Consider the following 26,328-nt stretch of genomic DNA (forward strand, 5'->3'; position numbering starts at 1 on the left):
ATTGAAAATTGCGATTGTGTTAAATTATTGTGAGATGTATTGATAAATAAGAAATATTTGCATTGATTTGTTTCGAAATCTCGAATGAAACTAACCTTTATTTAATATGCAATTGGAAAAAATGGAAAAAATCGTAATTGAAGCGGTGGCAAAATTAGAGAAATTAAAAGTTGAAGGTTCTCTTGGTGCTGAGTTGTCTTGGTGCTGGTTTAGTTTCAAAAATGATCATAATTCAGAAGGATTGGTTCAAAAAGGCCAAGAGACATTAGCTGTGTTTCAAGCTGCGAGAGAAAAGAGCGCTAGAGCCGTTTCTAAAAAGCTTGTTGAGGATTTGGAAAAAGTGATAGCCCTTAATTAATAAAAAAAAGCTCGCCAATTGGCGAGCTTTTATATTTTGATTCATGCAATAGCTTACTCAGCTACAACAACGAATTTTACTTCAGTTTTAACTTCTCTGTGAAGATCCACTTCAGCAGCAAATTCTCCAGCTCCGTCTACAGGAGTGTTGATGGAGATTTTCTTTCTGTCGATTTCAACTCCTTCAGCTGCAAGAGCATCAGAAATTTGAAGAGTGGTAACCTTACCGAAGATTTTACCTGACTCACCGATTTTAGCTTTGATCTCCAAAGTTAAAGTAGCAAGTTTAGCAGCGATGTTTTCTGCTTCAGTTTTGATTTTTTCTGCTTTGTGAGCAGCTTGCTTGATGTTTTCAGCAAGAATCTTTTTGTTAGAGCTAGTAGCAAGTACTGCGTAGCCTTGAGGGATCAAGTAGTTTCTGCCGTATCCAGGCTTTACTTCTACCAAATCATTTTTATAGCCAAGACCTTTGATGTCTGTTTTTAATATGATTTCCATTTGTAATGATCTTTTTTGATTGGACGAAAAGGCCGAATTATTTCAAACCATCTGTTACGAATGGCAACAAAGCCAAATGTCTTGCTTTTTTCACAGCCTGAGCAACTTTACGCTGATACTTAGCAGAGTTTCCAGTAAGTCTTCTTGGAAGGATTTTACCTTGCTCGTTGACAAATTTCAACAAGAAATTAGGATCCTTGTAGTCGATGTACTTGATGCCGTGCTTCTTGAATCGGCAATATTTTTTCTTGATTTCGCCTCTGTTGATTGGCTCATTAAATAGTGTCATTAGGCTTGCTCCTCCTTAGCTTCAGCTTTTTTGTTAAACTCTCCTTTTCTTCTTCTATCGGCATAAGCAATTGCGTGCTTGTCCAATACAGTAGTCAAGAATCTCATTACTTTCTCATCACGTCTGAATTCCAATTCAAACTTCTTGATGATAGTAGGATCAGCCTTGAACTCCACCAATACATAGAAACCTGTCGTCTTCTTGTCAATAGCATAAGCCATTTTCTTCAGACCCCAGTTTTCCACATTGATTACATCTGCCCCCTCTTCTTTTAACAAGTTTACAAACTTGTCGACAGTATCCTTCATCTGAACATCAGACAAAACGGGAGTTAAAATGAATACCGTCTCGTAACTTCTTTGGAACATTTTTTTAATGTGTTTAAGGAATTTGAATAAACAGACCGCAAAAGTAGGAGAAAAACTTCTGTTATCCAAATGGTTTGCCGTTTCTAAAACTGGGCTAGAAACAAAAAAAAAGCCTCTCCTGAATAGAAGAGGCTTCAAATATAATATGTTCTGTCCTTATTTTACACTAAAGGACTGTGTGCCTACCTGGTAATTGTCTACAAAGATTCTTACTTCATGATCTCCAGATACGTAATCAGAGCCTTTTTCATAGAAGAATGTCAATGTTTCGCCTGAGTTGTCGAAGATGATATCCTGCTTTACGGTATAGAATAATTCAGCTCCATCTACCATAAATGTCCCAGAGCCTTTGGCAACGTCAAAGATTGGCTGTGAACTTGGGGCTAAAATTTGCACATAGACATTTCTTGGGCCTTTTTCAGCTACTTTATTGTCGGCTAGGTTGAAACTTACTTTGATGCGTTCTATTTGTCTGTTGCGGAAGTCTTTGGTAGTCTCCACTCTTTCTTTGCCTCGGGAATTGATTGCTGAAATTTCAATGTTTTCAGCTTTGAGCATGGAAGCTACATTTACTTTTTCCTGAAGATCTTCTTTTTGTAGGTTAAGTTGCGCTACTTCTTCTTCGATTTGAGCTTGTGTAGATTTCAAATCTTGATTTTCAGCATAGAGTTGCTGGTTCATTGCTCTCAATTCCAGTATCTCTTGATCTTTTTGTTCAATCAGTCCAGAATAGCTATTGATTTTTTGATTCAAAGCTGCGATCTCAGATGCACTTCTTTGTTTTGCAGAGTTTCTTTCAGCGATCAATTGATCTCTTACTTGCTCAAGGGACTCGATGTCTCCGCCCAATTTTTCAATTTCTTGGATTCTTAGATTCAATTGATAGGCAACGGAATCCAACCTTTGATTTAGCTCATTGTTTTCGGTAGAAAGTAAAAGGATTTCCTCAGTTTTTTTAGTCCTGTCTACATAGTCAGTATAGAGCTTGATACCACTGATGATCACCAAAAGGACAAGGACGATAATGATGATATTCTTTCCCTGATCTTTTTTTGGTTCGGAATCTTTTTCAAAATTGGAGTTCATTTCTTAATCAATAGGGCTTTATGATGTATGACTTTGATGAAAAATATTGGACCAGAAGATATGAGCAAGGCTATACTGGCTGGGACATTGGTTATCCATCAACTCCGATAGTGCAATATTTAGACCAAATTGGGGATAAAGATCTTTCAATCTTGATCCCAGGAGCAGGAAATGCCTATGAGGCGGCCTATGCTTTCGCTCAGGGCTATAAAAACACTCATATTTTAGATATCAGTGAATATCCTTTAACAAAGTTTAGGGAAAGCTATCCAGATTTTCCAGAGGGTAATATTTTGCATGAAGACTTTTTTGAGCATAATGGTTCTTATGATCTTGTTTTGGAGCAAACTTTCTTTTGTGCGCTTTCTCCAGATAGGAGAGAGGAATATTGTGAGAAAATGAAAAGACTTATTTCTCCAAATGGAAGACTGGTAGGTGTTTTATTTGGGATCGAATTTCAAAGGGAAGGGCCTCCTTTTGGTGGAGAAATTGAAGAATACAAAAAGCTTTTTTCACAGCATTTTATCATAAAAAAGTTAGAGCCCTGTATCAATTCAATTCCTGCCAGGAAAGGAACCGAATTGTTCTTTGAATTAGCTCCTTAATAGTCTAAGATGAAATGTGATTTTTCAGCTGGGTAGTCAAAGAATACGATTCCGCATTCATAAAAATCTAGAGTCAACTTTACTTGGGTGTGTTCTTTGATTTCTTTCCAAGCTTTTTCCATGCCTTTTGACCAATGAATATCGCCAACTACAATGATGCTGTTGGATTGGATGTGTTTCACTAATTTTTCAAAAAAAATGATAGTGCCTTCATAGGTATGGTTGGCGTCGATAAAAGCAAAATCAACAATTGGGTTTTCTTTTAAAAAATCAGGGAGTGTAAATTCAATGGGGCCGATGATTGGAATGATGTTGCTTGGTTTGTCTTTCGAGAAAGCTGCTTTTACCAGCTGTTCAGAGCCTTCGAAAGTATATACATTTCCTTTGCCTACTCTACTTAGATATCGAGCATTAAGCCCCATGCATGTTCCTAATTCAATGATATTTTCGGCTGGTGTGAGCCCTGTAAAGTATTGATATAATTGGTTGAATTTTCTGGAAGAAGTAGAATACTTGGTTACGCTTGAGATTTTTCGATGCCTTCCGGGGACTTTCTTTGATCCAGCGCCCAAATCCAATATTTCTATTTCACGATTGTCTTGAAGAAAATTAATTCGGATATCCTCTATATCAAGATCCTGCTCTTTTCTAGCCTCTGAAAATGCTTTTAGACCCTCAAATAGTTGAAAGATTTTTGGGCTTTGCAATGAATGGCGATCTTGTTTGAGAAGCCAGTAGTTTAGATAGGAAAAGAAGGGATGAGTTTTTGAACCCAAGATTAATTATGAAAAATATTGGCAATCATCTGAAATTCTGGGACAGTAACTTCTAAAGTTTTGCCATCAAATAGCTTTTGCATGGTATATGAGCCTCTCATTTTACCCATGCCAGATTTCAAATTACAACCAGAAACATAACTGTGAGTTTGTCCAGGTTCCAAAATTGGCTGTTGCCCTACTACTCCATCTCCCTCTACAATTTTAGTGGTTTCGGCGGCATCGGATATCACCCATTTTCTTCTTAAAAGTTGAACAGTATGAGTACTTTTGTTTTGGATGGTTACTTTGTAGGTAAAAACGTAGTGGTGCTGTAAAGGACTTGAGAACTCAGCCTGATAAGTTACTTCTACACTTACTTCTATCCCGTTGGTGATAGCTGTTACCATGATATCATCTTAAAAGTTAGCAAATATACAACGAATTCTTTGAATATCAATATAATATAAATGGATGTCAAAATTGAAGAAAGTTGGAAAGAGATTTTAGGTACAACTTTCGACCAGCCTTATTTTCAAAATTTAGTAGCCTTTGTGAAGGACGAATATTCCAAAGGAAAAGTTTTTCCTCCAGGTAAAGATATTTTCAATGCTTTTGATTACTGTCCTGTTGATCAGGTTAAAGTTGTGATTTTGGGACAAGACCCATATCATGGCGGTGGCCAAGCACATGGATTGTCATTTTCTGTAAAACCTGGCGTTCCCTTTCCCCCAAGTTTGATGAATATTTTCAAAGAGATTAAAGCAGATCTAGGGAAAGATATGCCTCCGAATGGGGATTTGAGCAGATGGGCAAAGCAGGGTGTTTTTTTGCTAAATGCCACTTTGACAGTGAGAGCGCATCAGGCCGGTTCACATCAGAAAATAGGCTGGGAAGAATTCACTGATTCTGTGATTCGAAGTGTTAGCCAAGAGAGAGAAGATGTTGTGTTTTTGCTTTGGGGTGCTTATGCACAAAAGAAAGCAGATCTGATAGATTCCAATAAGCATTTGATTTTAAAAGCCCCTCATCCAAGTCCTCTTTCGGCTCATCGGGGGTTTTTAGGCTGTAAACATTTCTCAAAGGCAAATGAGTATTTAACTTCCAAGGGTTTAGATCCAATTGTCTGGTAAAAACAAAAGGCTGTCAATTTTGACAGCCTTTTGTTTTAGTTAATTCCGTTGAAGATTCTACTCCATCTTATTTTGCTAAACATCGATTCGTACTTGTCTAGGGAAAGCCATAAGAACCAGGCCTTTCCTACAATGTGATCTTCTGGGACAAAGCCCCAATAGCGAGAGTCCAATGAATCATGTCTATTATCTCCCATCATGAAATAATAATCTTGTTGGAAAGTATAACTGTCTACTTTTTGTCCAGCTATAAAAAGTTCTTGTCCTTTTACTTCTACTTGTTCATGACCTTCATAATGAAGGATTGTAAAGCCGTAACGGTCTACATTATCTGGAGTCATTTCTATAGTCCAACCTTTTCCAGGTATGGTTAGTGGGCCATATTGGTCTCTGTTCCATTTGGAGGCATAAGCTTCAGGAAAAATTCGGTCTTCACCACCTGGAGGCATGATTCTCTTGGCTACTTTGGTTACCACTGGAGAAGCTTCAAGTCGTGCTATGATTTCATCCGTTGCAAAAACCCAATAACCTGATCCGTCAGAGAATGCAAAATAATCCTCCTGTCCAATTCCGTAGTCTTTGAAAAAGTCAAGGTTTAAAGGACGGTTGGTCAAGACGTCATAAGAGTATTGCATTTCCTCAGGCTTCAAAGCTGGTTGACCAGAGATTGAAAGATTCCCGTCTTTGATTTCAATTACATCACCTGGTACACCAACAGCCCTTTTGATATAGTTCGTTTTCAGGTCGTTTGGATACTGAAATTCAACTGGATAATTGAATACTACCACATCGTTTCTCTCAACATCCGAAAAACCTGGAAGTCTATAATAAGGAAGCTGGATTGCATCAGAATAAGATGGGATTTCTGTTCCCCAAACCTTTTGGTGAGTCAAAGGCACCTGCAATGGAGTTTTAGGAATCCTTGTTCCGTAATGCATTTTACTTACGAAAAGGAAATCGCCCACAAGAAGGGTCTTTTCCATTGAAGCCGTTGGGATAGTAAAGGGCTCTAAAAGCAACCACCGGATCAAACTTGCCGCAACAACCGCAAATACCAATGCGTCAATCCACTCCCGTGCTGCTGATTTTTTTTGTTTTGTCTTACTCATGAGTTTAAGGTTCAAAAAGAAAGGAAATCATTCATGGAAAGGACTCCCTTTTTGCCTTGGATCCATTCCGCCACCAAAACTGCGCCAAGGGCAAACCCCTGTCTGCTATGGGCTGTATGGGAGATTTCAATATCGTCTATTTCAGATTGATATCTAATGATATGAGTACCAGGGGCCGGATCAATCCTTTTAGAGGTGATTGGAAGTGATTGCTTGCTTCCGTCCATTTCTCCGGTCAAATACCAATCTTTAAAATCAGCTTTGTTATCAATAATTCCTTCTGCCAAAGTGATCGCGGTGCCTGATGGTGCATCTTTCTTTGCTGTATGGTGAATTTCTTCAATGCTTGCAGTGTACCCGGTTGTCTCGTTCATGAGTTTAGCCAAAAACTCATTGACTTTGAAAAAGATATTGACTCCGATGCTGTAATTGGAAGCATAGAAGAAAGCTCCGTTTTTTTCTACTGTAAGGGCATCTAGTTCAGGTTTTTTTTCTAGCCAACCAGTCGTGCCAGATAAAATAGGGATTCCGTTTTCAAGACACCATTTGATGTTTTCAACAGCAGCTTCGGGTTGACTAAATTCAATCGCAGCATCGATTTGGGATGCGTCTAGTTGATCCAACTCTGATCTGTTGTCGATATTAATTTTTCCTGCAAGGCTATGTCCTCTTGATTCAGCGATATGTCCGATCAGCTGGCCCATTTTTCCATAGCCCAATAGTAATATGTTCATTATTTGAATTTTAATTTTAAAGTTAGTCCCATCTGTTGATTTTGGGCAGAAAATGAACCGAAATTTGGTTCAAAGCCCAAAGCTAAGTCATCTGAGATATCAAAACCAGATAGATGTGCATCAACATTGGCATCAATAATATTTAATGCATAAATCCCGGCCATTAATAGAATAGTGAGATCTCTATTACTCCTCCAATAGTCCACGTTCCTCACCAGAGCTTCTCTATTTAAGTTGGGAAAAGCATTCGTGTCCCCATCGTCATAAGCGAATAAGGCTTCTCTGAAAACTTGGTATCGCTTATTGTTGAATCCAATAAAATAAATGTCTGTAATGAATCCTGCGTATAGGATGGGTACTTTCCAGGCTTTGCCATTATAAACCTGCCCTGCGCCTGGCAAAATGGCTGAGAGGAGTGTTGCTTTCCTCGGGTCCTTGGGAAGAGAAGAATAATCTGGCTTTTCTTCCTTCTTTTTAACCTTTTCAGTCTTTATCTCTGCCTCATTTTGAGCTAAAACCGGTTGAAACAGCAATAAGCCAAAAAACAAAAGTCCCAAGGAAATCCATGGGGCTTTGCTTTTCGCTAAGAAATGTTGTTTTGTTGGTTTCAAGATTAAATGATTTCAAGGATTTCAAGAATCCTATTTAGATCTGATGCGGAAGTGAAAGGGATTTTAATCTCACCCTTATTTTTATCGTTCGCCTTGAGGTTGACTTTGGTTCCAAAATGAGAAGCCAGTCTCTGCTGGATTTTGTTCATTTCGTATTTTCGAACTGGATCCAGGTTTGGTTCAGATTTTTTCTCTGGTTTACCTTCGTTCAACGCTTTTACCAAAGCTTCTACTTTCCTTACGCTTAGTTCTTCGTCAACTGCTTTTTTGAAGATAGCCAACTGCTTTTCTACATCTTCAATGTTGATCAAAGCTCTGGCATGCCCCATGGAGATCTGTTGATCTCTGATCGCGGCTTGGATAGTAGGAGGTAATTTCAATAGCCTTAGGTAATTGTTGACTGTGGTTCTGTTTTTACCGACTCTGTCCCCGAGCTGTTCTTGCTTCAAATCACACTCTGCCAAAAGGCGCTGGTAAGAATGAGCAATTTCCAGTGCATTCAGGTTTTCTCTCTGAATGTTCTCAATCAATGCCATTTCCAGCATTTGCTGGTCATTAGCAGTCCTTACGTATGCAGGAATTTTCTCCAGCCCGGCAATTTTGGAAGCTTGGAATCTTCTTTCACCAGATATCAACTGATATTCATTCTGATCCAGTTTTCTGACGGTGATAGGCTGAATGATCCCTTGAACTTTGATGGATTCAGCAAGTTCCGCTAAAGCATCTTTATCAAAATGAGTCCTTGGCTGATATGGGTTAACCTGGATCTCTTCTAGTTTGATTTCGAAGATTCCAGTTTTAACTACTTCAGGAAGAATTTCTTCTGTTTTTGTACTATTCTTGGCAGGGCTGTCTTCCAATAAAGCGCCTAGCCCTCTTCCTAGGGCAGATTTTTTTCGGGTAGGTTTTTGATCAGCCATGTTATGAATTTACTTTTTGAAGGCCATTTTTCTGTGCGATTTCACTGGCCAAATTTAAATAAGCGACAGCTCCTTTGCCATCAGCATCGAAAGCAATTGCAGGCATCCCAAAACTTGGTGCTTCAGATAGCCTAACATTTCGAGGGATGATGGTGTCGAACACCATGTTTTTAAAGTGAACTTTTACTTCTTCTACCACTTGATTGGACAATCGCAATCTCACGTCATACATAGTAAGTAAGATTCCCTCTATTTCCAAGTCTGGATTCAAACGAGTTTGGATAATTTTTATTGTATTGAGCAATTTGCCCAAACCCTCCAATGCAAAGTACTCACATTGAACTGGAATGATTACTGAATTTGCAGCTGTTAATGCATTGATGGTGATCAAACCTAAAGATGGAGAGCAATCGATAATAATGAAATCATAATCATCCTTTAAAGGAGTGATGACTTCTTTCATTTTTTCTTCTCGATTATCCATATTGATCATCTCAACCTCAGCACCTACCAAGTCAATATGTGAAGGCACCAAATCAAGATTTTCTATTTCAGTTTTTAGGATGATTTCCCTTACATCTATCCCGTCTACCATGCATTCATAAATGCTTGTAGAGATTGATTTAGGGTCATGTCCAACACCAGAAGTTGTGTTTGCTTGTGGGTCGGCATCAATAACCAGGGTTTTATGCTCCAGTACTGCTAAACTGGCTGCCAGATTCATGGCGGTTGTTGTTTTTCCAACTCCTCCTTTCTGATTGGCGATCGCAATTATTTTTCCCATGGTTGTGTTTAAAATTTAGTCTCAATATTAAGCAAATTCCATTCTTTATCGACCTTGAGGCCTCCTTTTTTTATCCACATGTTCTTAACGTACCGGGACAGGAATTGACTGGAATAGTTAAGAAATACTTCCAAATAAGCTTTAATGTCAAAGTTTTATTTTTTTAGTATTGTTGATAAAGTCAGATGTTAAATTTTCTTGTTTATCAAAACTGGTCTGATTCAAAGGTTTGCATAAGCCATTAAAAAAAGGCCCGAAGGCCTTTTCTTATTTTTTACGATTTGCATCTGCGGCCTTCATCGCCTCTTCCAATCTCTGTTGGAATTTAGATTTTTTCTTATTCGCATTTTTTACTTTGGACTCTTCTACTTTCTGACGGATTTTGTCGTCATCTACAAAAAGCTTGATAATTGCTTGTTGACCAAATGTTACCATGTTGGAAACAAAATAGTAGAAGCTCAAGCCCGCAGGATAGGAGTTCAAAACAAACATGAACATTACTGGCATCACATATCCCAAGTTTTTCATAGGACCTGTTGCTGTTGTCAACTGATTGTTGAAATGTGTGTAAATAATCTGCGACACAGTCATCAACAAAGTAAACAAACTGACATGTGACCCATAGAAAGGAATCGTGAATGGAAGCTTGATAAATTCATCATAAGTTGACAAATCAGAAGCCCATAAGAAAGATTCCTGTCTAAGTTCTACTGCATTTGGGAAAAAGAAGAACATTGCAAACAAGAAAGGCATTTGCAATACCATAGGAAGACAGCCTGAGATAGGAGAAACTCCTAATTTGGAGAAGAGCTTCATTTGCTCTTGCTGCATCTTAGTCGGATCATCACCGTATTGCTCTTTCAACTCATCTATTTCTGGCTTAATGACACGCATTTTAGCCATTCCGATGTAAGACTTATAAGTCAAAGGAGACAAAGCCAGCTTAATGATCAAAACGATCAGGATAATGATTACTCCGTAGTTATTGAAGAACTTCTGTAGGAATTGGAAAAGGTTTACAATAATGTATTTGTTGACCCAGCTTACAAAGAAGTATCCCATGTCTACATTCTTCTCAAAGCCTTCAGTAACCTTCTTTAAGGTTTTGTATTTATCAGGACCGAAATAAAACTTGACATTTGCAGAACCATCAGTGATAGGTACTTTCAAATTAGCAGTCATATTTCTGACAGAAGAACTATCGGCAGGAGTGTTTTGACTTAATGTTACGTTTTGAAAGTCTGTAGAAGCAATGATTCCAGCTGTGAAGAATCTTTGGCTAAATCCAATCCATTTTACTGGCTCAGCAATAGTCTCTGCTTCTGGATCATTTCCTACGCCAAGATTTTCATAAGATTCAGAACTAGTGAAATAATTTACCTCAGTCTTTCTTCTAGATTCGGCTATATCTCGTTCAACTCTTTTTACTTGATCTTCCCAGTTTAATTCTAGGGACTGAGAGGTAAATACTCCATTAAAGCGATCAATAGTGAAGTCTTTTTCTACTACATAACTTCCCTCTGTTACAGAGAAAGTTTGAGTCAAGGTGCCACTTTCTGTTCCCGACTTTAGGGTTAAAGTAGTTACTGCTAGTCCATCTTCATTTTGACTTGAAGTGATCTTATGAGAGAAATAGAAGTCTGATAAGTAAACGGGCCCATTTGATGTTTCAAGGGAAAAATCCATGTTTGAGGATTTTTCATCAAATAGATAAAGTGGTTCCTTTTGCCAGGTTTCATATTCCTTAAGGTGTACTTTTTTTACTTGACCACCTTTAGAAGAGATGAAAACCTGGATTTTATCATTTTCTAAAGTCAACAATTCATCAGTTCCCTGAGTCATTGTGGCTAATACTCCGTATTTCGCAATTTTATTTGCGTCTACTGTTGAATCGTTGACAGCCTGCATGGCAGGGGTCAATTCTGCAGCTTGAGTTTTTTCTGGAGTTTCAGTTTGTACAGGTGTTTCCGTCTCAACTGGCGGGGTCTCCGGGGTACTTGCGAAGAAAATGGAGTACACCAAAATAACCGCAGCAAATAGGATTAAGCCTGTCGCTTGATTTCTATCCATAATTTAACTTTCTCTGAATGAATCAGAGTCTTTAATTTTTATTTCAATTTTTTGTCAATTGCCGCTTGGATGAATTTAACAAACAAAGGCTGAGGGTTCAATACTGTACTCTTGTACTCAGGATGGAATTGTACGCCGACAAACCAAGGATGGTTTTTGATTTCGACAATTTCGACCAAACCTGTTTCTGGATTTTTACCAGTCGCAATCATTCCAGCCTCTTCGATTTCTTTCAAGAAATCATTGTTGAACTCATAACGATGACGATGTCTTTCTTGGATTTTGGTTTTTCCATAAGCTCCATACGCCTTACTAGAGCGTTTCAGCTCGCAAGTATAAGAACCTAGTCTCATAGTTCCGCCCATTTGATCGATTCTCTTTTGTTCTTCCATCAAAGCGATCACAGGATGAGCTGTTTCCGGGTTCATTTCTGTGCTATTGGCGTCTTTTAGCTTTAGTACATTTCTAGCGAACTCAATTACGGCTACTTGCATTCCTAGACAAATGCCAAAGAAAGGGATGTTATTTTCACGAGCGTATTTTACTGTTTCGATTTTTCCTTCGAAACCTCTTTCACCAAAACCTGGGGCCACGAGAATTCCATCTAGCTCGCTTAACTTATTTTTGAGATTGTCATTATGGATTTCTTCAGAAGAAATCAACTTTAAGTTGACTTGGCATTCGATGGAAGCACCAGCGTGAACAAATGACTCAATGATTGACTTATAAGAATCAGGAAGTGATACATATTTACCTATCAATCCAATGGTTACCTCTTGGGTTGGATTTTTAAGTTTACCAAGGAAATCTTTCCAGTTTTCCAGCTCAGTATTATGCTTGGAAGAAAGCTTCAATTTGGTCATGACTCTTTCATCCAGTTTTTCCTTTTTCATCAATAAAGGAACATCATAGATCGTCTCAGCATCCATTGCTTCGATTACACTATTAAGTTGAACGTTGCAGAATAGAGCCAATTTCTTTTTGACATCCTGAGGCAAATGATGTTCTGTACGGCAAACCAAAATATCTGGTTGAATACCAGCTTCTAGAAGTTGCTTGACAGAATGTTGAGTTGGTTTTGTTTTAAGTTCTTTAGCTGCCTTTAGATAAGGAATCAACGTCAAGTGAATAACCAAGAAGTTATTTGGACCTAGGTCCCATCTTGCCTGACGTACAGCTTCGATGAAAGGTAAAGATTCGATATCACCGACACATCCACCGATTTCAGTGATTACGACATCATATTTTCCTTCCTCGCCTAACTTATAGAAGTTGGATTTGATTTCGTCCGTAATATGAGGGATTACCTGGATGGTTTTTCCAAGAAACTCTCCTTTACGTTCTTTGGTGATTACATTGTTGTAGATTCTTCCCGTAGTGATATTGTTGCTTTGGGAAGTAGGGATGTTGAGAAATCTCTCATAGTGTCCTAGGTCAAGATCGGTTTCTGCTCCATCATCGGTGACATAGCATTCGCCATGTTCATAAGGGTTCAGGGTTCCCGGATCAATATTGAGATAGGGGTCAAATTTTTGGATGGTTACAGAGAATCCTCTGGACTGAAGTAGTTTGCCAAGAGATGCAGCAATGATACCTTTTCCAAGGGAAGAAGTAACTCCTCCTGTAATAAAGATGTATTTTGTGGATGAGGCCATAAGAATGGTGAAGAATGATATTTGGATGGATTCTTATGGGGCTCAAAATTACGAAAATTATCTGAGACCTCTTTCAGAATTTTCGTTTATCCTGAATTTTTCGAAATCGATTCAAATTGAATCTGATCATTATTTGAGAAAAATGATTATCGCTCTTGTTGAAATTTTCTCAAATAAAATGTCCTATGGGTGTGACTTTTTTATAAAAATAGAGTCATTTAAAATAATGTGATAGGCAGAGTATTAAAAAAATGAAAAGGAGTTGATTAGAATTTTAATAAAATAGATTGATCTATTAATTGAATTTAGAAAAATTAATTCTATTCCCTTTTGTTATTCTTTAAATTATATATATTGCAACCTACTTTTGATTACATTACTTTAAATTAATTAATTATGAGAGACCTAATTAAAGAAGCTATTGCAGATCTCAAAAAGAGTGAAGGTTTTATTTATAAAACAGCCGAAGGAAAAAAAATAGATTTGCATGAGGCTGCTGCTCGTGGTATCGCTGTGACTCCAGTCAATCCAAAGGATGACGTTATTAAAAAATTGGAAGCAGCGGGTTTGTTTCTTACAGATGGAAAATTTCTAAGTGACTTTAATGAATTGGTTTCTTTAATAAGTGGCGGTTCTGTCGCAAAGACCTCAAAGAGACGTACATTCACTGATGGTGAAAAAAGCAAGATCATTTCTGAATGGAAAAAAGTAGAAGCTGCAGGAAATAAGACTAAAGCAGCATTCGCTCGTGAAATTGGAATAGGTTATCAAACATTTATCAACTGGCTAAGAGGATAATTATTATATAGTGAAATAAAAAAGGGGTGCTATACAGTACCCCTTTTTTTATTTATTTCAACTCAATTAACTTATTCCTTATTATTATAAACGCAAAGCTTAGGATAATAAATGAAATAATTGATTGTGCCATTATATTTGTTTTAAATATGGTTGGCAAAGCAGGAAGTCGAAAATCAATGTTGATCGTCGGGACCTTAAGATCAATCGGAATATATAAAAAGTCAGACCAATTTGATTCTGTAGGTACTTGTGTTATAGAAAAAACAGTTATTATTATAAATATAAGTCCGAAAATCAACCATGATTTTTTGGAAATTATTGGATTGTAGCTTGTGATGGTTGTTTTTTGGTCCAATTGAACTAAGATGGAAGATAGAAAGTCTGAACCTACTTCTTCTGGTCCTGCCTCTTGTATTAATTTGTAGAGGGGGTCGTTTTTTTTATCTAATTTCTCGTTCATAACATCCTAAGAGTTTCTTTATGATGAGTTTTATTTAGTTCTTTTATAAGATTCTTTCTTCCTCGATGGAGTAAGATTTTGATATTCGATTCTGTGAAATCTGTGATCTCTTCAATTTCTTTTATTGACTGCTCATCAAGGTAATATAACGTAAGAATTGTCGACTCGGCTGGCCTTAATTTGTTGAGGGCTATTTGTATAATATTTTTCCGGTCTTTTTCTTCCAATAATTCTAATCCTGATTGGTAATCCGGTTCTCTACTATTATCCTCTTGGAAATCTTCCAAGGAAACAAATTGTCTTTTATTCTTTCTTAATTTCCCTAAGGATTCATGGTAAACTATTTTGTAAAGCCACGTTTTAAATGCAGACTTCTCTTGGAAATTGTGGAGATTGTGGAAAATTTTAATAAACGAATCTTGAGCAACCTCTTTTGCATCTTCGGAATTTTTAAGAATTCTTAATGCTAGGGTATAGGCATAGGATTGATGTTTTTGCACCAATAAACCAAAGGCTTTCCTATCCCCCTTTTTAATAGCAAGAATGTATTCCGAATCTTCTTTGAACTTCATTTTTCACTTGGATGCATCCAATAGATAAAAAGTTACAATTTTTTTTTTCGGAATTATGTAACCTTTTTGAATCGGCTCACATCCAACAAGAAAAACTAACCAAAAAAGACTATGGCTTCTGAAATTTTAATCCCTTTTATTGTCTTCTCCTGTATCTTCGGTATTGTGTACTTGTATCTTACTACAAGAAACAAGGAGAGAATGGCCTTGATTGAAAAAGGCGCAGATGCAACATTATTCAATTCCGGAAAGAAATTTGGAGTTGGAGAGGTTGTTTTAAATTTTGCATTTCTTGCAATCGGTATTGGGGTAGGGGTATTGATGGGAGCTTTGTTAGAGCAAGGAGGAATGGATTCAGATGTTTCCTATCCAGCATGTATTTTCATTTTTGCAGGTTTGGGACTAGTGACAAGCTTCTTTATCAATCGAAAACTCTCCAAAAGTGAATGATAAAATTTGTGAATTAATGAAACAAAAGGCCTCTTCCTATCGAAGAGGCCTTTTGTTTTCTGACCACTCTCAATAATCTGATTATTTTTGTGAAAAAATTATCAGTCATTTTGGACCACACATTATTCGTTAAGCAATTTCGAGATCAAGGAGCGCTCTCCATCAAGGAGGGGAATGGTATTACAATTACTTTTCTTAAGCCTGAAAACTGGAAACCAGAAATGGGGACTGATTGGGTTTATTTGCTTTTTGATTTGTTTCAAATCAGAATTATTTCCGAACAGTTCTCAGAAGTTTCATTGGATATTGTGGAGTTTGCCTCAAAACCTACTATTTATTCAAGTCCAGCAAATTCAAGAGTGCCAGAAGGGCTTGCAGTTAAAGGAAATGTGCGCTTCTCTTTGATTAGGGATAATGAATGGAATAAGTTGTTGTTTCAATTGTCTCAACCAGTTTTGGTTAAGATGGATTCAAAATCAAAGCCTGATGTGGAGACCAAAAAGTATTTCCCCCTTTTTGGACCAAATGTGAAGGAGTTTTACTTGGGGCCTGAGGGCGATGTAAAAATCATCAAAGGATGAATTTCAAGAAGGATTTAGATCAAAACGAGGTATTTGCAAAAGTTGCAAAAGCTGCAAATAATCTTGGGCTAGAGACTTATGTGGTTGGAGGTTTTGTTAGAGATTTAATTCTTGAAAGACCTTGTAAAGACCTTGATTTCACTTGTGTTGGTAGTGGGATAGCATTGGCAGAAGAGGTTGAGAAGCAATATGACTACCATGTGCCTTTGTCCGTATTTAAAAATTTTGGAACAGCTATGCTCAAACTTGAGGATGCTGAACTGGAATTTGTAGGCGCAAGAAAAGAGTCTTATCGTACAGAAAGTCGGAAGCCTATTGTTGAAGATGGGACTCTGCAAGAGGACATGGAGCGAAGAGATTTTACAATAAATGCAATGGCGATTTCCCTAAATCCCAATAATTATGGGGATTTACTTGATCCATTTGATGGTATGGGAGATCTGAACAAGAAAAACATCAAGACTCCTTTGGACCCTGATGTTACTTTCTCCGATGATCCGTTGAGAATGTTGAGAGCCGTTCGATTTGCAAGTCAATTGGGTTTCGATATTGATGCCGATACCTTTTATGCAATCAGCAAAAATGCGCCGCGCCTTCAAATTATTTCGGGAGAGAGGATCATTACCGAACTCAATAAAATCATCTTAAGTGAAAAGCCTTCTTATGGATTTAAGTTACTTTTTGCAAGTAAACTTCTTCATGAGTTTTTTCCAGAGATGGTTGAGTTGCAGGGGGTAGATTCTGTAGACGATAAATCTCACAAGGATAATTTCTATCATACCCTTCAAGTTTTGGATAATGTCGCAGAAGTAAGTGATGACCTTTGGTTACGATGGGCGGCGATCTTGCATGATATTGCTAAGCCTGCGACAAAGCGGTTTAACAAAAAAGTAGGATGGACTTTTCACGGGCATGAAGATAAAGGTGCCCGAATGACTCCTGGCATCTTCAAAAGGCTGAAACTACCGATGGATGACCGTATGAAGTTTGTTCAGAAATTGGTTAGGCTTCATTTGAGGCCAATAGCGTTGGTGAAAGATGAAGTGACAGATTCTGCCTTGCGAAGACTTTTATTTGATGCAGGGGACGCGATTGATGACTTGATGAAGCTATGTAGAGCTGATGTGACTTCTAAGAATAACAAGAAGGTAAAGCGCTATCTTGAGAATTTTGATAAAGTTGAAAGAAAACTTCAGGAAGTCGAGGAGAAAGATCAAGTTCGGAATTTCCAACCTCCAATTAGTGGAGAGGAAATCATGGAAACTTTCGATTTGAAACCTTCAAAAGTTGTAGGAGAGATAAAAGAAGAAATTAAAGAAGCTATATTGGAGGGCAAAATTCAAAATAACCCCGAAGAAGCTCGAAAACTTATGGCAGAAATAGCCAGAGAAAAAGGCTTAGTACCACAAAAGAATTCTGAAAATTAATATTAAATAAAAAATGAAGCGAGTATTATTAATGCTGGTAATAGCCTTTGCTGGCTATGGATTGAAAGCTCAAACCAATGATTCCATTCCAAGATTGGACCCAAAAACCAAGAATGTTTTAAACATTCAAAATCAAGCAGCTTTTCAGTTGGCGATGAGATATAATGATGCTCAGTCCGCAAAGGTTCAGTTGTATCAATTGATCGTGAGAAACCCTGAGAATTTGAGATTCCAAGAAGCTTTGGCTTCTTTGTATTTCGAGTCTGGTGAAACGATGTCTGCGGCTTTGGCAGCTTTGGATATTCTTGAAATCAATGATAAGAATATCGCCGCGCTTGAGATTGCAGCTTATTCCTTGGAAGCTGTTGGAGCTTTAGATAGATCATTGCCGCATTTTGAGAGCCTTTATCTTTTAACTGGAGATAATTTCAGTTTGTATAAATCTGGATTTATCCAATATTCATTGAAGCGATATGAGGAGGCTTTGAATTCAGTGAACATGCTGATCAAAAATGCAAAAGTTGATGAGAAAATAGGCTTCCCTAAGAGCCAGACTGAGACTCAAGAAATATCAATGAAAGCAGCGGCTTTGAACTTGAAAGGAATGATCTATTTGGATCAAGGTTCGAAATCTGAAGCCAAAACGGCATTTGAAGAAGCTGTGCAATTAGCTCCAGAATTTGAATTAGCTAAAGAGAATTTGCAGAAAGCACAATAAACAATGAAACCGGCGAAAGCCGGTTTTTTTTATATAAATAATAAATATGCTAATGTGGTAGTGGCTAAAGCTAAGAGAAAGCTTAAAGCTAAAATTTTAGCATAGTTGGTAACGACTGTTTTGGATTTGGTGCCATGAATCGGGACCATTTCCCTTTTGGGATGAATCACTTGTTGAATAATTGCTACTGTTCCCAGGAAATAAATCCCTAAAATCAATAAAAAACTCGCCACGGCTTCCATAACTGCGAAAGTACCTGAAATGGAATAGAAAGCCTATAATGATTTAAAAACTTAACGATTTGATAATGAACGAAAAAAGCGACCTGATTAGGTCGCTTTTTTTTATAGAAATGGAATTGTTGATTAATTATGAGCTATTGGATAGCTGTCTCCAAAAGGAGCATTGTTCACTGTGCCATCACTATGAATGGTACCCAAAAGTAACAAGCCCGCAACATGTGGAGATGCCATAGATGTTCCATTATAGCTTGAATACCCACCTGGAACTGTGGAAAGAATAGCAACACCAGGTGCAGCAAAATCAACTGGAGGTATACCATAGTTTGAGAAAGATGCCCAATTGTCTCCTTCAGCAAAAGCTGCAACAGTATAAATGTTAGTTCCATTTGCGCTTGCGGGAGATCGGTTTCCGGCAAAGGTGCTTTCATTTCCTGCAGCTAGGGCTACTTTAATACCTGCGGATCCTAGAGCAATTACTGCATCATTTACTGCTTGGGAGAATCCGCCTCCTAGACTCATATTTGCTACATCTCCATCAGATGCATTACCAGTCACGAAATCGACACCTGCAATGACTCCAGAGTAAGAACCACTTCCTTGGCTATTTAAAACTTTGACAGGGACGACAGTTGCCCCTGGGGCAACTCCTATTACTCCTATTTCATTATCTACTGCCGCTATTGTTCCTGCGACATGAGTTCCATGGCCATTCCCATCCTGAGATAAATTTCCGTCTTTTCCTTTGTCGAATGCATTAAATCCTAGAGAGACATCTACATTTAAGTCTTCATGGCCGGAATCAATTCCAGAATCGATGATATAGGCTATTCCATTACCATTATAGGTTCCGCCGCCAACTCGCTCAATTCCCCAAGGTGTTACTTGAGCAGGAGAGCTTCCTCCTCCTCCTCCTGGACCTTTACCCGGAGGTGGGGCAAGTACGAAAAATCTATCATTTTCAATGTATTTTACTGAAGGGTCTTTTGAAAGTTCTTCATATTGATCTTCTGTCATTGAAACTGAGAATCCTTCGATAGAACTACCGTATACATGTTCTATATTTTCTGCAGAAATTCTGTATTTAGCTAATAAGTCTGAACTAACTTTTCTCATTGCCTCGGTATTCGCTGCATAATTCTTAGTCTTTCTGAAATTGATATTAGTTGGGTTCAGTCTTACGATATACTTACCTGGAATGATATCGCCATTCTTATACTTGACGTATTCTACTACATCATTTTGAGAGATAGGACTCTCCTCCTGTGGTTGACATGCAAATGTCATGGCTCCTAGAGCGATTGCTCCGTAAATTGTGGGTTTTCTCCAAAGATTTTTCATTGATTTTTGGTTGATTGGTTAAAATAAAATCTAGGTTTAATGGTGTTTCTAAAAAATAAACGGTTTTAATATGGTGTAAAAAGTCATAAAACCAAAATCCAAAGGTTAAAAAAATAAAAAAGCCCCGAAATTTCGGGGCTTAGATTTAATTGAAGGTCTTCTGTTCTATCATGGTTCCGGCTCGGACTTTCCTATCAAGAGTACTACCTATGTCTTCTCGATCTAGTTTTTGGTATCTGCCAGAGGAGGATTCTCCAGTTATCTGTTCTAAAGCAGTTCTAAGCAATATTTCATTGACATTTCCTAAAGGGAGTAAAAGCTCAGAGCTTTCCAAAGCCTCAACATCCGGAGTAAATCCATTCGTGTAGTCTGATTGATCTAGACTGTTAAAGCTTTGTGTTACAATAGGAAGAATACCATAAGGATTATCACTATTTTCTTCATCCTCAAAAGGGATAGAGCCTACATTTTTACCATATGTGACATCACCAATAATGTATACATCCATATAAGGTTTCAATCCATTGATGATTAATTCAGACGCGGAGGCTGTTCTGGAAGAAGTGAGAATATAGACACGGTTTCCTTCTAAAATATTTCCCAAATTCTCTGTTTTTGATTCAAATTCCGTTTGAACGTTTTGAAAGTCAGAGTATTGGCTCAAGAAGCTGTTGTATTTGGTTTTGTAGAAAATATCAGAAGTTGTCACTGCAGGTGCAATTAGGCTAGCCAAGTTTACAGCAGAAGAAACATATCCACCTCCATTGTATCTGAAATCCAAGACCAAATGATTGATAGCTCCAGACTTGAATTTGGCAAAAATCGCATCTGTTTCATCATCGTATTGTGTACTGCTACTTCCAGGTCCAGGAGCAAAGAAGTTGTATATCAAATATCCAACCTTTTGACCATTGACAGTGTAAATAGAATCAAGGTAATTTGGATCTTCTGCTAGTTGGACAGGAGTCAATGATAAGGTTCCTAAATTTTCAAAAACAAGAGTTTCCTCATTCAGTCGATAATGATCGATTGTATGGGTTGTCGAAATCTCATCCAGAAGTTCAGCGTAATTATCCAATGTCATTTGAGTGTCATTGATTTTTCGGATTCGATCCCCTCTTTTTAAATCAACTGCAGATGCTGGACTGTTTTTCTTAATGTAGGTGACCTCTGCCAATACATTTTCATTGGTAGAACTCTCTCTATATAAGGTGAATTCATATCCAGCTTCTAGTGTAATTCCATTCAGAGAATTAATTAACTCTTGATAGTCTGGGGTGATATAGGAGAATCTGTCTGTTGGTCTATTCAATAAAGATTCGAAATAGTCTTCTGGATCAGAATCTACTGCAATCGGTGTGTTCATGTCATCTAACCAGTAGTAGACTTGGTCCATGACATCTTTGATCCAGTTATTTACAGCTGATTCTGAAGTTGGATCAACTGTCGGGGTTGGGTCGTCCTTTTTGTCGCAAGAAAAAATTGCAAACGAAAGAAGGAAGAGGAGGGCGATTTGTGAATGTTTGGTTTGCTTCATTGTGGTTGATTTAGATTAATTGAAACGGTGAATATCCAAACATGTTGTATGCTAATTCAGTGACTGCTAGTAACTAGAACCAAAGGATACGTCATGCGTTTGGCTATCAAGGAGCTTTCCGTCCTCGCACTTCAAAACTCTGTAAGGGTATTTTCTAAGCAGTTCATGGTTGTGAGTCGCCATTAGGATTGCTGTTCCTTTTTTGTTGATTTCTTGGAATAACTTAAAGATTCCATCTGCTACACTTGGATCCAAATTTCCGGTTGGTTCATCAGCAAGCAAGATTGAAGGTTCATTTAAGAGTGCGCGGGCGATTACTACTCTTTGTTGCTCACCACCAGATAGTTGATGGGGCATTTTTGAAGAAGCGTTGTTGAGACCTACAAGCATGAGAACTTCAGCCATTCTTTCTTTGATTTTGACTTTGTCCTTCCAGCCTGTTGCTTTCATGACAAAATCTAGGTTTTCTGCTACTGTTCGATCGTTAAATAGCTGAAAGTCCTGAAATATGATGCCCAGCTTTCTTCTTAGAAAGGGGATCTCGGAAGTTTTGATTTTGGTAAGATCAAATCCAGCAATATCTACTTTGCCACTTTTAAGGGCAAGATCAGCGTAGAGGGTTTTCAAAAGAGAACTTTTACCGCTACCGGTTTGACCAATTAAAAAAACAAATTCATGCTGCTCAACAGAGAAGCTGACATTGGAAAGTACGGGATCGACTCCCTGAAAAATAGTGGCATTGTCTACCTGTAGGACAGGTTGAGTGCTGAAATCCATAGTTATAATTCTAGTTTTTGCAATTTTCCAAAAGGAAGACCATCTATCAACGTTTGGAGCTCTGTTTCCTTTCCCTCCAGTCCAAATTTTTCAATGTTCTTCATAGGACGGTCTGCTCTAAAATAAGCAACCAATACGAAATTTTCATCTCTAATTTGGATGTAGTCAGGAATTTTAGCTTTTCCTTTTACTTTGATAATATACATAGGGAAGGGGTAAAAAAGGTTGGCCTTGTATGAAAGCCAACCTTCGTTTAATTATTTTCCTGCTGCTTTGGCATGGTCAGCCAAAAACTGTGCTAGTCCTGAATCAGTCAATGGATGTTTCAAAAGTCCAGTTATTACTTTCAAAGGACAGGTAACCACATCAGCTCCGATTTCAGCGCATTTGATCAAGTGCATTGTGTGTCTTACAGAAGCAGCCAACACCTCTGTAGCATATCCATAGTTTTGATAGATATGAACGATTTGTTCGATCAGTTCCAGCCCATCGAAAGAGATGTCATCCAATCTACCGATAAATGGGGAAACGTATGAAGCTCCCGCTTTAGCTGCCAACAATGCCTGTCCTGATGAGAAGATCAAAGTACAATTGGTGCGGATTCCTTCGCTGTGGAAGTATTTGATTGCCTTAACACCGTCCTTGATCATTGGGATTTTTACCACGATTTTATCATCGATTTTGGCAAGCTCTTTTCCTTCCTTAATCATACCTTCAAAATCAGTGGAGATTACCTCAGCACTTACTTTGTCATCCACGATATCACAAATTGCCTTGTAATGCGCTCTTACGTTTGCATCACCGGTAATTCCTTCTTTTGCCATAAGAGAAGGGTTGGTAGTCACACCATCAAGAACACCTAAGTCGTAAGCTTCCTGGATTTCGGAAAGATTGGCGGTGTCAATAAAGAATTTCATCTGAAAAGGTTTTTTGATTTGAATTGCTAATAGTTAATCATCTAGAAAGATGACTAGTTTCAGACAAAGTTAAAAGATAAATCAGGATACGGAACTGGAAAAAAAGGCCAAGTTCAAAATAAGGTAAAAAAAGAAGCGGCATCGCACCGCTACAACCGCCTACCCTTGCTTCCTTCCGGACCTGGGGGATTCAGCAGGAGCTGGTCGTGCCGCTAGGCCACAAAGGTACGGCAAAAATTACTCAAAACAAGATTTGGATCGAAAGTTTAGCAGATACTTCACTATGTTTCTGAGTGTGAGAAACTTGATTTTTTATAAAAGAAGGAGATTTAAGATTCTCCTTCTTTCAAATCGTAATTGATCATCCATGCCACCCCGAACCTATCTTTGAAACTGGCAAAATATGCACCCCAAAAGGTTTTTTGATATTCCATTTCCACGACTCCATCTGCAGAAAGTCTTTCGAAGAACTCTTGGCCTTGCTCTTTAGTGTCTGCATCAATTGAGACATAATTGTTATTGCCAACAATCAATTTATGTCCAAGGCTTGGCATGTTATCACTTGCCATAATTTTATAATGTGGGTTGATGCGTAAGCTTACATGCATTACTCTGCCTTGTTCATCTTCGGGGATTTCCATTCCTTGGATGTCTTTGAAGTAATTAATGCCACCTTCAAACTCGCCTCCGAATATGGATTGATAGAAAATAAAGGCTTCTTCAGCTTGCCCGTCAAAATTGAGATAAGGAAAAATTTTCATGATGTTAAAATTTAGTAATTCATGAAATTTACTTCATTTTGAGTTGGTTTTTATCAACTCTAAAGCTAAAAATCGACAATAGGAGTCCCAAAAAAGATGTGCCCATCGCCACATAAATTTGATGGTAAGAAATTGCGATGGAAATATATTGTAGGACAAGTCCGCAAAGCCAAACAAGATGACCCAGGTTGGTTTTTTTATTTACGATTCTTTTGAAATTTCCTTCAAAGGATTCATTTAAAAGTGGTTTAAAAAAGTCTCGATAATGCCACAAAATCAGAAGATTCAATCCTAAAAGAAATGCCAAGACAAAGGGAGTTCCTTTCCATTGCATAGAGATTGTGACCATTAGAGTGTTTCCGATTAATGGGATCATCATGATACTTCCGATAAGTTTATACCGGGTGGTAATCAAAAGGTATCCAATGAAAATTTGTGATACTGCAATGAATTGACCGTAAAAACCCAACTGATATTCCTCCAGCCTTTCAATCAACCAAGTCGGACCAATCCATCCAAAGTAGTGGTGCTCAAAATAAAGCTTGGCCATGCCTGCTCCAAAAAATGTGAAACCCAAGAAAATTGAAATTGACTGAATAAAGAGTTTCTTGATTTTTAGATTCATGATTTAGGTTTTTGGGTCCTACTTGGAGATGTTTTTAGAAAAAGAATGTTACAGAATCCAAGAAAAATATAAGTCAGATTTTATTTTATTTATAATTTGAAATCCTAATTATAACCTTTTTAGAATATATGTCAGCAAGTGATTTGGCTCCTGGAAGTAAGTTGCGTCATCCCAAATTTGGAGTAGGGATGGTTTTGTCGGTGGATGAAAAATATTATAAGATTTATTTCTACGATACCGAAGAGGTAAAAACTTTGGGTAGGGATTATGATGGATTTGAAATTGAAGAGGCTAAGAAGCCTGATTACCCTATTTTGACTCAGAAGGATGTCGAAAAGGCCATCAAAGAAGCTTTGATTCAAACCTCAGAGCGTGCTCCGATTGTTCCGTTGGGAGGGAAGTGGATTGGCGGTTCTGTGATTTTAAATCCTGGTGACGAAGGCCTTCAAAGCAAAGAGATCCCTATGGATACTTTTTTTCATAAAGTAGTAATGGTAAGGGAGAAACTCAGAGTATTGGAGCAGAATATCAATAATCATTCAAAACTGGATGATGAAGACCGTGTTCATTTGCAGCAATATATCACAAGATGCTATGGCTCATTGACGACATTCAATGTGCTGTTTGCTTACAAAGAGGACCAGTTTAAAGGGAGTGGAGGGAAGGACTGATTTTCTTTTGAATAAAAGTAATAGGGACAAAATCGTCCGTCGGAGCTCCTATATAATAGACTGTCCAACTTGGATCGTGCTTGGCTAATAATTCTGAAATACAATCAGCACGATGTCCTTGAGGATTTTGGCATTCATCCCAATAGAACAATTCTACTTTGTAATGCAGGGATTGTTTTTGGTTATTGACGGTCACATCTATTTGGATGTCTTGTTTACCGCCATCTTGAGGAATAGGTATAGCGATGTAGCTCATAGTCTATCGGTTTTTTTAGAAATTCGACTAATTGCGTGCCAAAATAAAAGTTGGATTTTAGGGGTTTAAAACTGTTTTTGGTTTATGATTCTTGAAAATTCGATCAATATTGTTCGTGAAAGAACGATTTATAAAAATTTATGAAATATGGATTCATTGCCTGAAAAAGTGAGGCTTCCTTTTCTGTTCGATGTGAGAGAATTGGAAAATTCATTACAAACATTGGAAAAAGAGTATTGGGTAGGCCATTTTGTCAAGCAAAATTACCAAGGGGATTGGTCTGTGTTACCATTGACTGCTCAAAAAGGCAGAGAACATCCTATTTTGATGGCATCGTCGATTCCCGGAGGTGGGGATTATGTAGAAACTTCATACTTAAGTAAAACGCCTTATTTTAAATCAGTTTTAAATTCTTTTGACACAAAGCCTCTTTCTATTCGACTGATGAGGCTGGGGCCAAAATCAGAAATTAAAGAACATCGGGACTATGATTTGGACGAAAATGAAGTTCGTCTGCATATTCCTATTTTAACTAATTCAGGTGTCCACTTTTTTCTCAATAAGAAAGAGGTGGCAATGAAAGCAGGTGAGTGCTGGTACCTAAGGTTGTCAGATCCACATCAAGTAGTCAATGATAGTGATCAAGCAAGGGTACATTTGGTGATGGATTTAGAGTTGAATGAATGGCTTAGAAAATTTTTAACCCAAAATTCTGCTACTCCCTGACCCATTTTTTCATATTTGGGAAAGTCTCATAGTCACATAGGTCCATCCAAACTAATAGAGGTAGTCCAATGTACATTCCTCCTTCTAAGTTATTAATTATCATATATGATTCTCCTTTGTAGCCATTTTCATGAAATACCACTTCAATTGGAATCTCAAGATGTTTAAGGGCAGCATATGTCCAACCAATTACTCCCATTTCATCGTCTTGGGCGGGAGTACGATACTTTCCTACATCTCCTACTATGGTAGGCCGTTCTTCTGGTGACATGATGGCTATGTGCCCTGCCTCATGAAGTAAATCTCCAGGGTATTTTAATTTTTCTGGATCATATTTCAATACTCCTTTATCGATCAGAATACCGGGTACAAAGGTTGATTCGGTTATGCTGGTCTCCTCGGTTTGGATATTTATTTGAGATAAAAAATTTAAGATTTGATCAGTATAAGTCATTTAATATGTTTTGTTGTCAATCCAATAAAAATCTATTTTCA

Annotated in this window: 34 protein-coding genes and 1 other RNA gene; 10 read left to right on the forward strand and 25 right to left on the reverse strand. The window is 37.8% G+C overall.

Annotated features, from left to right (window positions below; translation table 11 throughout):
* Positions 1 to 121: 121 nt before the first annotated feature.
* Entirely contained in the window at positions 122 to 358 is a 237-nt protein-coding gene (locus BUF13_RS19220) for a hypothetical protein (RefSeq protein WP_243839770.1), read from the forward strand.
* Positions 359 to 411: 53 nt separating this feature from the next.
* On the opposite strand, the gene rplI is transcribed toward BUF13_RS19220, so the two are convergent.
* The 4 genes from rplI to BUF13_RS19240 form a co-directional block, all read right to left on the reverse strand.
* Positions 412 to 855 (reverse strand): 50S ribosomal protein L9, encoded by a 444-nt coding sequence (rplI, locus tag BUF13_RS19225; protein ID WP_073573443.1) that lies wholly within the window; start codon positions 853 to 855, stop codon positions 412 to 414.
* A 37-nt stretch (positions 856 to 892) separates the two neighbouring features.
* Positions 893 to 1,144 carry a 30S ribosomal protein S18 gene (gene rpsR, locus BUF13_RS19230; protein WP_026955569.1) on the reverse strand — a complete coding sequence of 84 codons (252 nt, stop codon included), beginning with the start codon at positions 1,142 to 1,144 and terminating at the stop codon, positions 893 to 895.
* Positions 1,144 to 1,512 (reverse strand): 30S ribosomal protein S6, encoded by a 369-nt coding sequence (gene rpsF / locus BUF13_RS19235; RefSeq protein WP_073573501.1) that lies wholly within the window; start codon positions 1,510 to 1,512, stop codon positions 1,144 to 1,146. Before rpsF ends, rpsR begins: the two co-directional genes overlap by 1 nt.
* Positions 1,513 to 1,668: 156 nt before the next feature.
* Positions 1,669 to 2,598, reverse strand: a complete 930-nt coding sequence (locus BUF13_RS19240) for a hypothetical protein (protein ID WP_073573444.1) — start codon at positions 2,596 to 2,598, stop codon at positions 1,669 to 1,671.
* Between the two features lie 20 nt (positions 2,599 to 2,618).
* On the opposite strand from BUF13_RS19240, the gene BUF13_RS19245 reads away from it, so the two are divergent.
* Positions 2,619 to 3,203, forward strand: coding sequence for a methyltransferase domain-containing protein (locus BUF13_RS19245; RefSeq protein ID WP_317129072.1), 585 nt, complete (start codon positions 2,619 to 2,621; stop codon positions 3,201 to 3,203).
* Here BUF13_RS19245 and BUF13_RS19250 read toward each other — a convergent pair.
* Together BUF13_RS19250 and apaG are read right to left on the reverse strand one after the other, a co-directional pair.
* Positions 3,200 to 3,910 carry an O-methyltransferase gene (locus BUF13_RS19250; protein WP_243839769.1) on the reverse strand — a complete coding sequence of 237 codons (711 nt, stop codon included), beginning with the start codon at positions 3,908 to 3,910 and terminating at the stop codon, positions 3,200 to 3,202. The genes BUF13_RS19245 and BUF13_RS19250 overlap by 4 nt on opposite strands.
* A 71-nt stretch (positions 3,911 to 3,981) precedes the next feature.
* Complete coding sequence (gene apaG, locus BUF13_RS19255; protein WP_073573447.1) at positions 3,982 to 4,368, reverse strand: Co2+/Mg2+ efflux protein ApaG; 387 nt, start codon at positions 4,366 to 4,368, stop codon at positions 3,982 to 3,984.
* Positions 4,369 to 4,428: 60 nt separating this feature from the next.
* Here apaG and ung point away from each other — a divergent pair, with 60 nt between their 5' ends.
* On the forward strand, positions 4,429 to 5,091 hold the full coding sequence (ung, locus tag BUF13_RS19260) for a uracil-DNA glycosylase (protein WP_073573448.1): 663 nt from the start codon (positions 4,429 to 4,431) through the stop codon (positions 5,089 to 5,091).
* 35 nt (positions 5,092 to 5,126) lie between these two features.
* Here the strand turns inward: ung and lepB are convergent, their stop codons facing one another.
* From lepB to BUF13_RS19295, 7 genes are all read right to left on the reverse strand, one after another.
* Positions 5,127 to 6,200, reverse strand: coding sequence for a signal peptidase I (gene lepB / locus BUF13_RS19265; protein ID WP_073573449.1), 1,074 nt, complete (start codon positions 6,198 to 6,200; stop codon positions 5,127 to 5,129).
* 11 nt (positions 6,201 to 6,211) lie between these two features.
* Complete coding sequence (gene dapB, locus BUF13_RS19270) at positions 6,212 to 6,934, reverse strand: 4-hydroxy-tetrahydrodipicolinate reductase (protein ID WP_073573450.1); 723 nt, start codon at positions 6,932 to 6,934, stop codon at positions 6,212 to 6,214.
* On the reverse strand, positions 6,934 to 7,545 hold the full coding sequence (locus tag BUF13_RS19275; RefSeq protein WP_317129071.1) for a DUF5683 domain-containing protein: 612 nt from the start codon (positions 7,543 to 7,545) through the stop codon (positions 6,934 to 6,936). Before BUF13_RS19275 ends, dapB begins: the two co-directional genes overlap by 1 nt.
* A 2-nt stretch (positions 7,546 to 7,547) precedes the next feature.
* On the reverse strand, positions 7,548 to 8,465 hold the full coding sequence (locus BUF13_RS19280) for a ParB/RepB/Spo0J family partition protein (RefSeq protein ID WP_073573451.1): 918 nt from the start codon (positions 8,463 to 8,465) through the stop codon (positions 7,548 to 7,550).
* Position 8,466: 1 nt separating this feature from the next.
* On the reverse strand, positions 8,467 to 9,249 hold the full coding sequence (locus BUF13_RS19285; protein WP_073573452.1) for a ParA family protein: 783 nt from the start codon (positions 9,247 to 9,249) through the stop codon (positions 8,467 to 8,469).
* A 267-nt stretch (positions 9,250 to 9,516) separates the two neighbouring features.
* A complete protein-coding gene (yidC, locus tag BUF13_RS19290) occupies positions 9,517 to 11,319 on the reverse strand; it encodes a membrane protein insertase YidC (RefSeq protein WP_073573453.1) in 1,803 nt (600 codons plus the stop codon).
* 38 nt (positions 11,320 to 11,357) lie between these two features.
* Positions 11,358 to 12,974, reverse strand: coding sequence for a CTP synthase (locus BUF13_RS19295; RefSeq protein ID WP_073573454.1), 1,617 nt, complete (start codon positions 12,972 to 12,974; stop codon positions 11,358 to 11,360).
* Positions 12,975 to 13,370: 396 nt separating this feature from the next.
* Between BUF13_RS19295 and BUF13_RS19305 the strand changes: the two genes are divergently transcribed.
* Positions 13,371 to 13,772: a hypothetical protein gene (locus BUF13_RS19305; protein ID WP_073573456.1), complete on the forward strand. Its 402-nt coding sequence runs from the start codon at positions 13,371 to 13,373 to the stop codon at positions 13,770 to 13,772.
* 52 nt (positions 13,773 to 13,824) lie between these two features.
* Here the strand turns inward: BUF13_RS19305 and BUF13_RS19310 are convergent, their stop codons facing one another.
* Positions 13,825 to 14,235: a hypothetical protein gene (locus tag BUF13_RS19310; protein ID WP_073573457.1), complete on the reverse strand. Its 411-nt coding sequence runs from the start codon at positions 14,233 to 14,235 to the stop codon at positions 13,825 to 13,827.
* Positions 14,232 to 14,807, reverse strand: coding sequence for an RNA polymerase sigma factor (locus BUF13_RS19315; protein WP_073573458.1), 576 nt, complete (start codon positions 14,805 to 14,807; stop codon positions 14,232 to 14,234). The genes BUF13_RS19310 and BUF13_RS19315 overlap by 4 nt, the downstream gene beginning before the upstream one ends.
* A gap of 111 nt (positions 14,808 to 14,918) precedes the next feature.
* Between BUF13_RS19315 and BUF13_RS19320 the strand changes: the two genes are divergently transcribed.
* The 4 genes from BUF13_RS19320 (at position 14,919) to BUF13_RS19335 (ending at position 17,983) form a co-directional block, all read left to right on the forward strand.
* Positions 14,919 to 15,257, forward strand: coding sequence for a DUF6249 domain-containing protein (locus BUF13_RS19320; RefSeq protein ID WP_073573459.1), 339 nt, complete (start codon positions 14,919 to 14,921; stop codon positions 15,255 to 15,257).
* Between the two features lie 89 nt (positions 15,258 to 15,346).
* Positions 15,347 to 15,838 (forward strand): hypothetical protein, encoded by a 492-nt coding sequence (locus BUF13_RS19325; RefSeq protein ID WP_243839768.1) that lies wholly within the window; start codon positions 15,347 to 15,349, stop codon positions 15,836 to 15,838.
* Positions 15,835 to 17,265 carry a CCA tRNA nucleotidyltransferase gene (locus BUF13_RS19330; RefSeq protein ID WP_073573460.1) on the forward strand — a complete coding sequence of 477 codons (1,431 nt, stop codon included), beginning with the start codon at positions 15,835 to 15,837 and terminating at the stop codon, positions 17,263 to 17,265. The genes BUF13_RS19325 and BUF13_RS19330 overlap by 4 nt, the downstream gene beginning before the upstream one ends.
* A 13-nt stretch (positions 17,266 to 17,278) precedes the next feature.
* Positions 17,279 to 17,983, forward strand: coding sequence for a tetratricopeptide repeat protein (locus tag BUF13_RS19335; RefSeq protein ID WP_073573461.1), 705 nt, complete (start codon positions 17,279 to 17,281; stop codon positions 17,981 to 17,983).
* A gap of 365 nt (positions 17,984 to 18,348) precedes the next feature.
* Here the strand turns inward: BUF13_RS19335 and BUF13_RS19345 are convergent, their stop codons facing one another.
* The 8 genes from BUF13_RS19345 to BUF13_RS19380 all read right to left on the reverse strand — a co-directional run bounded on the left by BUF13_RS19345 (position 18,349) and on the right by BUF13_RS19380 (position 24,180).
* Complete coding sequence (locus tag BUF13_RS19345; protein WP_073573463.1) at positions 18,349 to 19,563, reverse strand: S8 family peptidase; 1,215 nt, start codon at positions 19,561 to 19,563, stop codon at positions 18,349 to 18,351.
* 145 nt (positions 19,564 to 19,708) lie between these two features.
* Positions 19,709 to 21,100, reverse strand: coding sequence for a S41 family peptidase (locus BUF13_RS19350; protein WP_073573464.1), 1,392 nt, complete (start codon positions 21,098 to 21,100; stop codon positions 19,709 to 19,711).
* A gap of 66 nt (positions 21,101 to 21,166) precedes the next feature.
* A complete protein-coding gene (locus BUF13_RS19355; protein WP_073573465.1) occupies positions 21,167 to 21,877 on the reverse strand; it encodes a cell division ATP-binding protein FtsE in 711 nt (236 codons plus the stop codon).
* Positions 21,878 to 21,879: 2 nt separating this feature from the next.
* On the reverse strand, positions 21,880 to 22,083 hold the full coding sequence (locus BUF13_RS19360) for a fructose-6-phosphate aldolase (protein ID WP_073573466.1): 204 nt from the start codon (positions 22,081 to 22,083) through the stop codon (positions 21,880 to 21,882).
* A 51-nt stretch (positions 22,084 to 22,134) separates the two neighbouring features.
* Positions 22,135 to 22,794 (reverse strand): fructose-6-phosphate aldolase, encoded by a 660-nt coding sequence (gene fsa, locus BUF13_RS19365; protein WP_073573467.1) that lies wholly within the window; start codon positions 22,792 to 22,794, stop codon positions 22,135 to 22,137.
* 129 nt (positions 22,795 to 22,923) lie between these two features.
* An RNA gene (ffs, locus tag BUF13_RS19370) (signal recognition particle sRNA small type) lies at positions 22,924 to 23,010 on the reverse strand.
* Positions 23,011 to 23,123: 113 nt separating this feature from the next.
* On the reverse strand, positions 23,124 to 23,555 hold the full coding sequence (locus tag BUF13_RS19375) for a VOC family protein (RefSeq protein ID WP_083586526.1): 432 nt from the start codon (positions 23,553 to 23,555) through the stop codon (positions 23,124 to 23,126).
* 28 nt (positions 23,556 to 23,583) lie between these two features.
* A complete protein-coding gene (locus BUF13_RS19380) occupies positions 23,584 to 24,180 on the reverse strand; it encodes a hypothetical protein (RefSeq protein WP_134204565.1) in 597 nt (198 codons plus the stop codon).
* A gap of 128 nt (positions 24,181 to 24,308) precedes the next feature.
* On the opposite strand from BUF13_RS19380, the gene BUF13_RS19385 reads away from it, so the two are divergent.
* The gene (locus BUF13_RS19385; protein ID WP_073573470.1) at positions 24,309 to 24,851 is read left to right on the forward strand and encodes a hypothetical protein; all 543 of its coding nucleotides are present in this window, start codon (positions 24,309 to 24,311) and stop codon (positions 24,849 to 24,851) included.
* On the opposite strand, the gene BUF13_RS19390 is transcribed toward BUF13_RS19385, so the two are convergent.
* Entirely contained in the window at positions 24,826 to 25,107 is a 282-nt protein-coding gene (locus tag BUF13_RS19390; protein WP_073573471.1) for a hypothetical protein, read from the reverse strand. The two genes, BUF13_RS19385 and BUF13_RS19390, sit on opposite strands and share 26 nt — an antisense overlap.
* A gap of 147 nt (positions 25,108 to 25,254) precedes the next feature.
* Here BUF13_RS19390 and BUF13_RS19395 point away from each other — a divergent pair, with 147 nt between their 5' ends.
* A complete protein-coding gene (locus BUF13_RS19395) occupies positions 25,255 to 25,833 on the forward strand; it encodes an aspartyl/asparaginyl beta-hydroxylase domain-containing protein (RefSeq protein WP_073573472.1) in 579 nt (192 codons plus the stop codon).
* Here BUF13_RS19395 and BUF13_RS19400 read toward each other — a convergent pair.
* Positions 25,823 to 26,287 (reverse strand): hypothetical protein, encoded by a 465-nt coding sequence (locus BUF13_RS19400; RefSeq protein ID WP_073573473.1) that lies wholly within the window; start codon positions 26,285 to 26,287, stop codon positions 25,823 to 25,825. The genes BUF13_RS19395 and BUF13_RS19400 overlap by 11 nt on opposite strands.
* Between the last annotated feature and the right edge of the window lie 41 nt (positions 26,288 to 26,328).

This window comes from Algoriphagus zhangzhouensis, assembly GCF_900148515.1.
Taxonomy (GTDB): domain Bacteria; phylum Bacteroidota; class Bacteroidia; order Cytophagales; family Cyclobacteriaceae; genus Algoriphagus; species Algoriphagus zhangzhouensis.

Coding starts and splice junctions, on each gene's coding strand:
- BUF13_RS19220 (WP_243839770.1), top strand. CDS start 122: ATGGAAAAAATCGTAATTGAAGCGGTGGCAAAATTAGAGAAATTAAAA.
- rplI (WP_073573443.1), bottom strand. CDS start 855: ATGGAAATCATATTAAAAACAGACATCAAAGGTCTTGGCTATAAAAAT.
- rpsR (WP_026955569.1), bottom strand. CDS start 1,144: ATGACACTATTTAATGAGCCAATCAACAGAGGCGAAATCAAGAAAAAA.
- rpsF (WP_073573501.1), bottom strand. CDS start 1,512: ATGTTCCAAAGAAGTTACGAGACGGTATTCATTTTAACTCCCGTTTTG.
- BUF13_RS19240 (WP_073573444.1), bottom strand. CDS start 2,598: ATGAACTCCAATTTTGAAAAAGATTCCGAACCAAAAAAAGATCAGGGA.
- BUF13_RS19245 (WP_317129072.1), top strand. CDS start 2,619: ATGATGTATGACTTTGATGAAAAATATTGGACCAGAAGATATGAGCAA.
- apaG (WP_073573447.1), bottom strand. CDS start 4,368: ATGGTAACAGCTATCACCAACGGGATAGAAGTAAGTGTAGAAGTAACT.
- ung (WP_073573448.1), top strand. CDS start 4,429: ATGGATGTCAAAATTGAAGAAAGTTGGAAAGAGATTTTAGGTACAACT.
- lepB (WP_073573449.1), bottom strand. CDS start 6,200: ATGAGTAAGACAAAACAAAAAAAATCAGCAGCACGGGAGTGGATTGAC.
- dapB (WP_073573450.1), bottom strand. CDS start 6,934: ATGAACATATTACTATTGGGCTATGGAAAAATGGGCCAGCTGATCGGA.
- BUF13_RS19280 (WP_073573451.1), bottom strand. CDS start 8,465: ATGGCTGATCAAAAACCTACCCGAAAAAAATCTGCCCTAGGAAGAGGG.
- BUF13_RS19285 (WP_073573452.1), bottom strand. CDS start 9,249: ATGGGAAAAATAATTGCGATCGCCAATCAGAAAGGAGGAGTTGGAAAA.
- yidC (WP_073573453.1), bottom strand. CDS start 11,319: ATGGATAGAAATCAAGCGACAGGCTTAATCCTATTTGCTGCGGTTATT.
- BUF13_RS19295 (WP_073573454.1), bottom strand. CDS start 12,974: ATGGCCTCATCCACAAAATACATCTTTATTACAGGAGGAGTTACTTCT.
- BUF13_RS19305 (WP_073573456.1), top strand. CDS start 13,371: ATGAGAGACCTAATTAAAGAAGCTATTGCAGATCTCAAAAAGAGTGAA.
- BUF13_RS19310 (WP_073573457.1), bottom strand. CDS start 14,235: ATGAACGAGAAATTAGATAAAAAAAACGACCCCCTCTACAAATTAATA.
- BUF13_RS19315 (WP_073573458.1), bottom strand. CDS start 14,807: ATGAAGTTCAAAGAAGATTCGGAATACATTCTTGCTATTAAAAAGGGG.
- BUF13_RS19320 (WP_073573459.1), top strand. CDS start 14,919: ATGGCTTCTGAAATTTTAATCCCTTTTATTGTCTTCTCCTGTATCTTC.
- BUF13_RS19330 (WP_073573460.1), top strand. CDS start 15,835: ATGAATTTCAAGAAGGATTTAGATCAAAACGAGGTATTTGCAAAAGTT.
- BUF13_RS19335 (WP_073573461.1), top strand. CDS start 17,279: ATGAAGCGAGTATTATTAATGCTGGTAATAGCCTTTGCTGGCTATGGA.
- BUF13_RS19345 (WP_073573463.1), bottom strand. CDS start 19,563: ATGAAAAATCTTTGGAGAAAACCCACAATTTACGGAGCAATCGCTCTA.
- BUF13_RS19350 (WP_073573464.1), bottom strand. CDS start 21,100: ATGAAGCAAACCAAACATTCACAAATCGCCCTCCTCTTCCTTCTTTCG.
- BUF13_RS19355 (WP_073573465.1), bottom strand. CDS start 21,877: ATGGATTTCAGCACTCAACCTGTCCTACAGGTAGACAATGCCACTATT.
- BUF13_RS19360 (WP_073573466.1), bottom strand. CDS start 22,083: ATGTATATTATCAAAGTAAAAGGAAAAGCTAAAATTCCTGACTACATC.
- fsa (WP_073573467.1), bottom strand. CDS start 22,794: ATGAAATTCTTTATTGACACCGCCAATCTTTCCGAAATCCAGGAAGCT.
- BUF13_RS19375 (WP_083586526.1), bottom strand. CDS start 23,555: ATGAAAATTTTTCCTTATCTCAATTTTGACGGGCAAGCTGAAGAAGCC.
- BUF13_RS19380 (WP_134204565.1), bottom strand. CDS start 24,180: ATGAATCTAAAAATCAAGAAACTCTTTATTCAGTCAATTTCAATTTTC.
- BUF13_RS19385 (WP_073573470.1), top strand. CDS start 24,309: ATGTCAGCAAGTGATTTGGCTCCTGGAAGTAAGTTGCGTCATCCCAAA.
- BUF13_RS19390 (WP_073573471.1), bottom strand. CDS start 25,107: ATGAGCTACATCGCTATACCTATTCCTCAAGATGGCGGTAAACAAGAC.
- BUF13_RS19395 (WP_073573472.1), top strand. CDS start 25,255: ATGGATTCATTGCCTGAAAAAGTGAGGCTTCCTTTTCTGTTCGATGTG.
- BUF13_RS19400 (WP_073573473.1), bottom strand. CDS start 26,287: ATGACTTATACTGATCAAATCTTAAATTTTTTATCTCAAATAAATATC.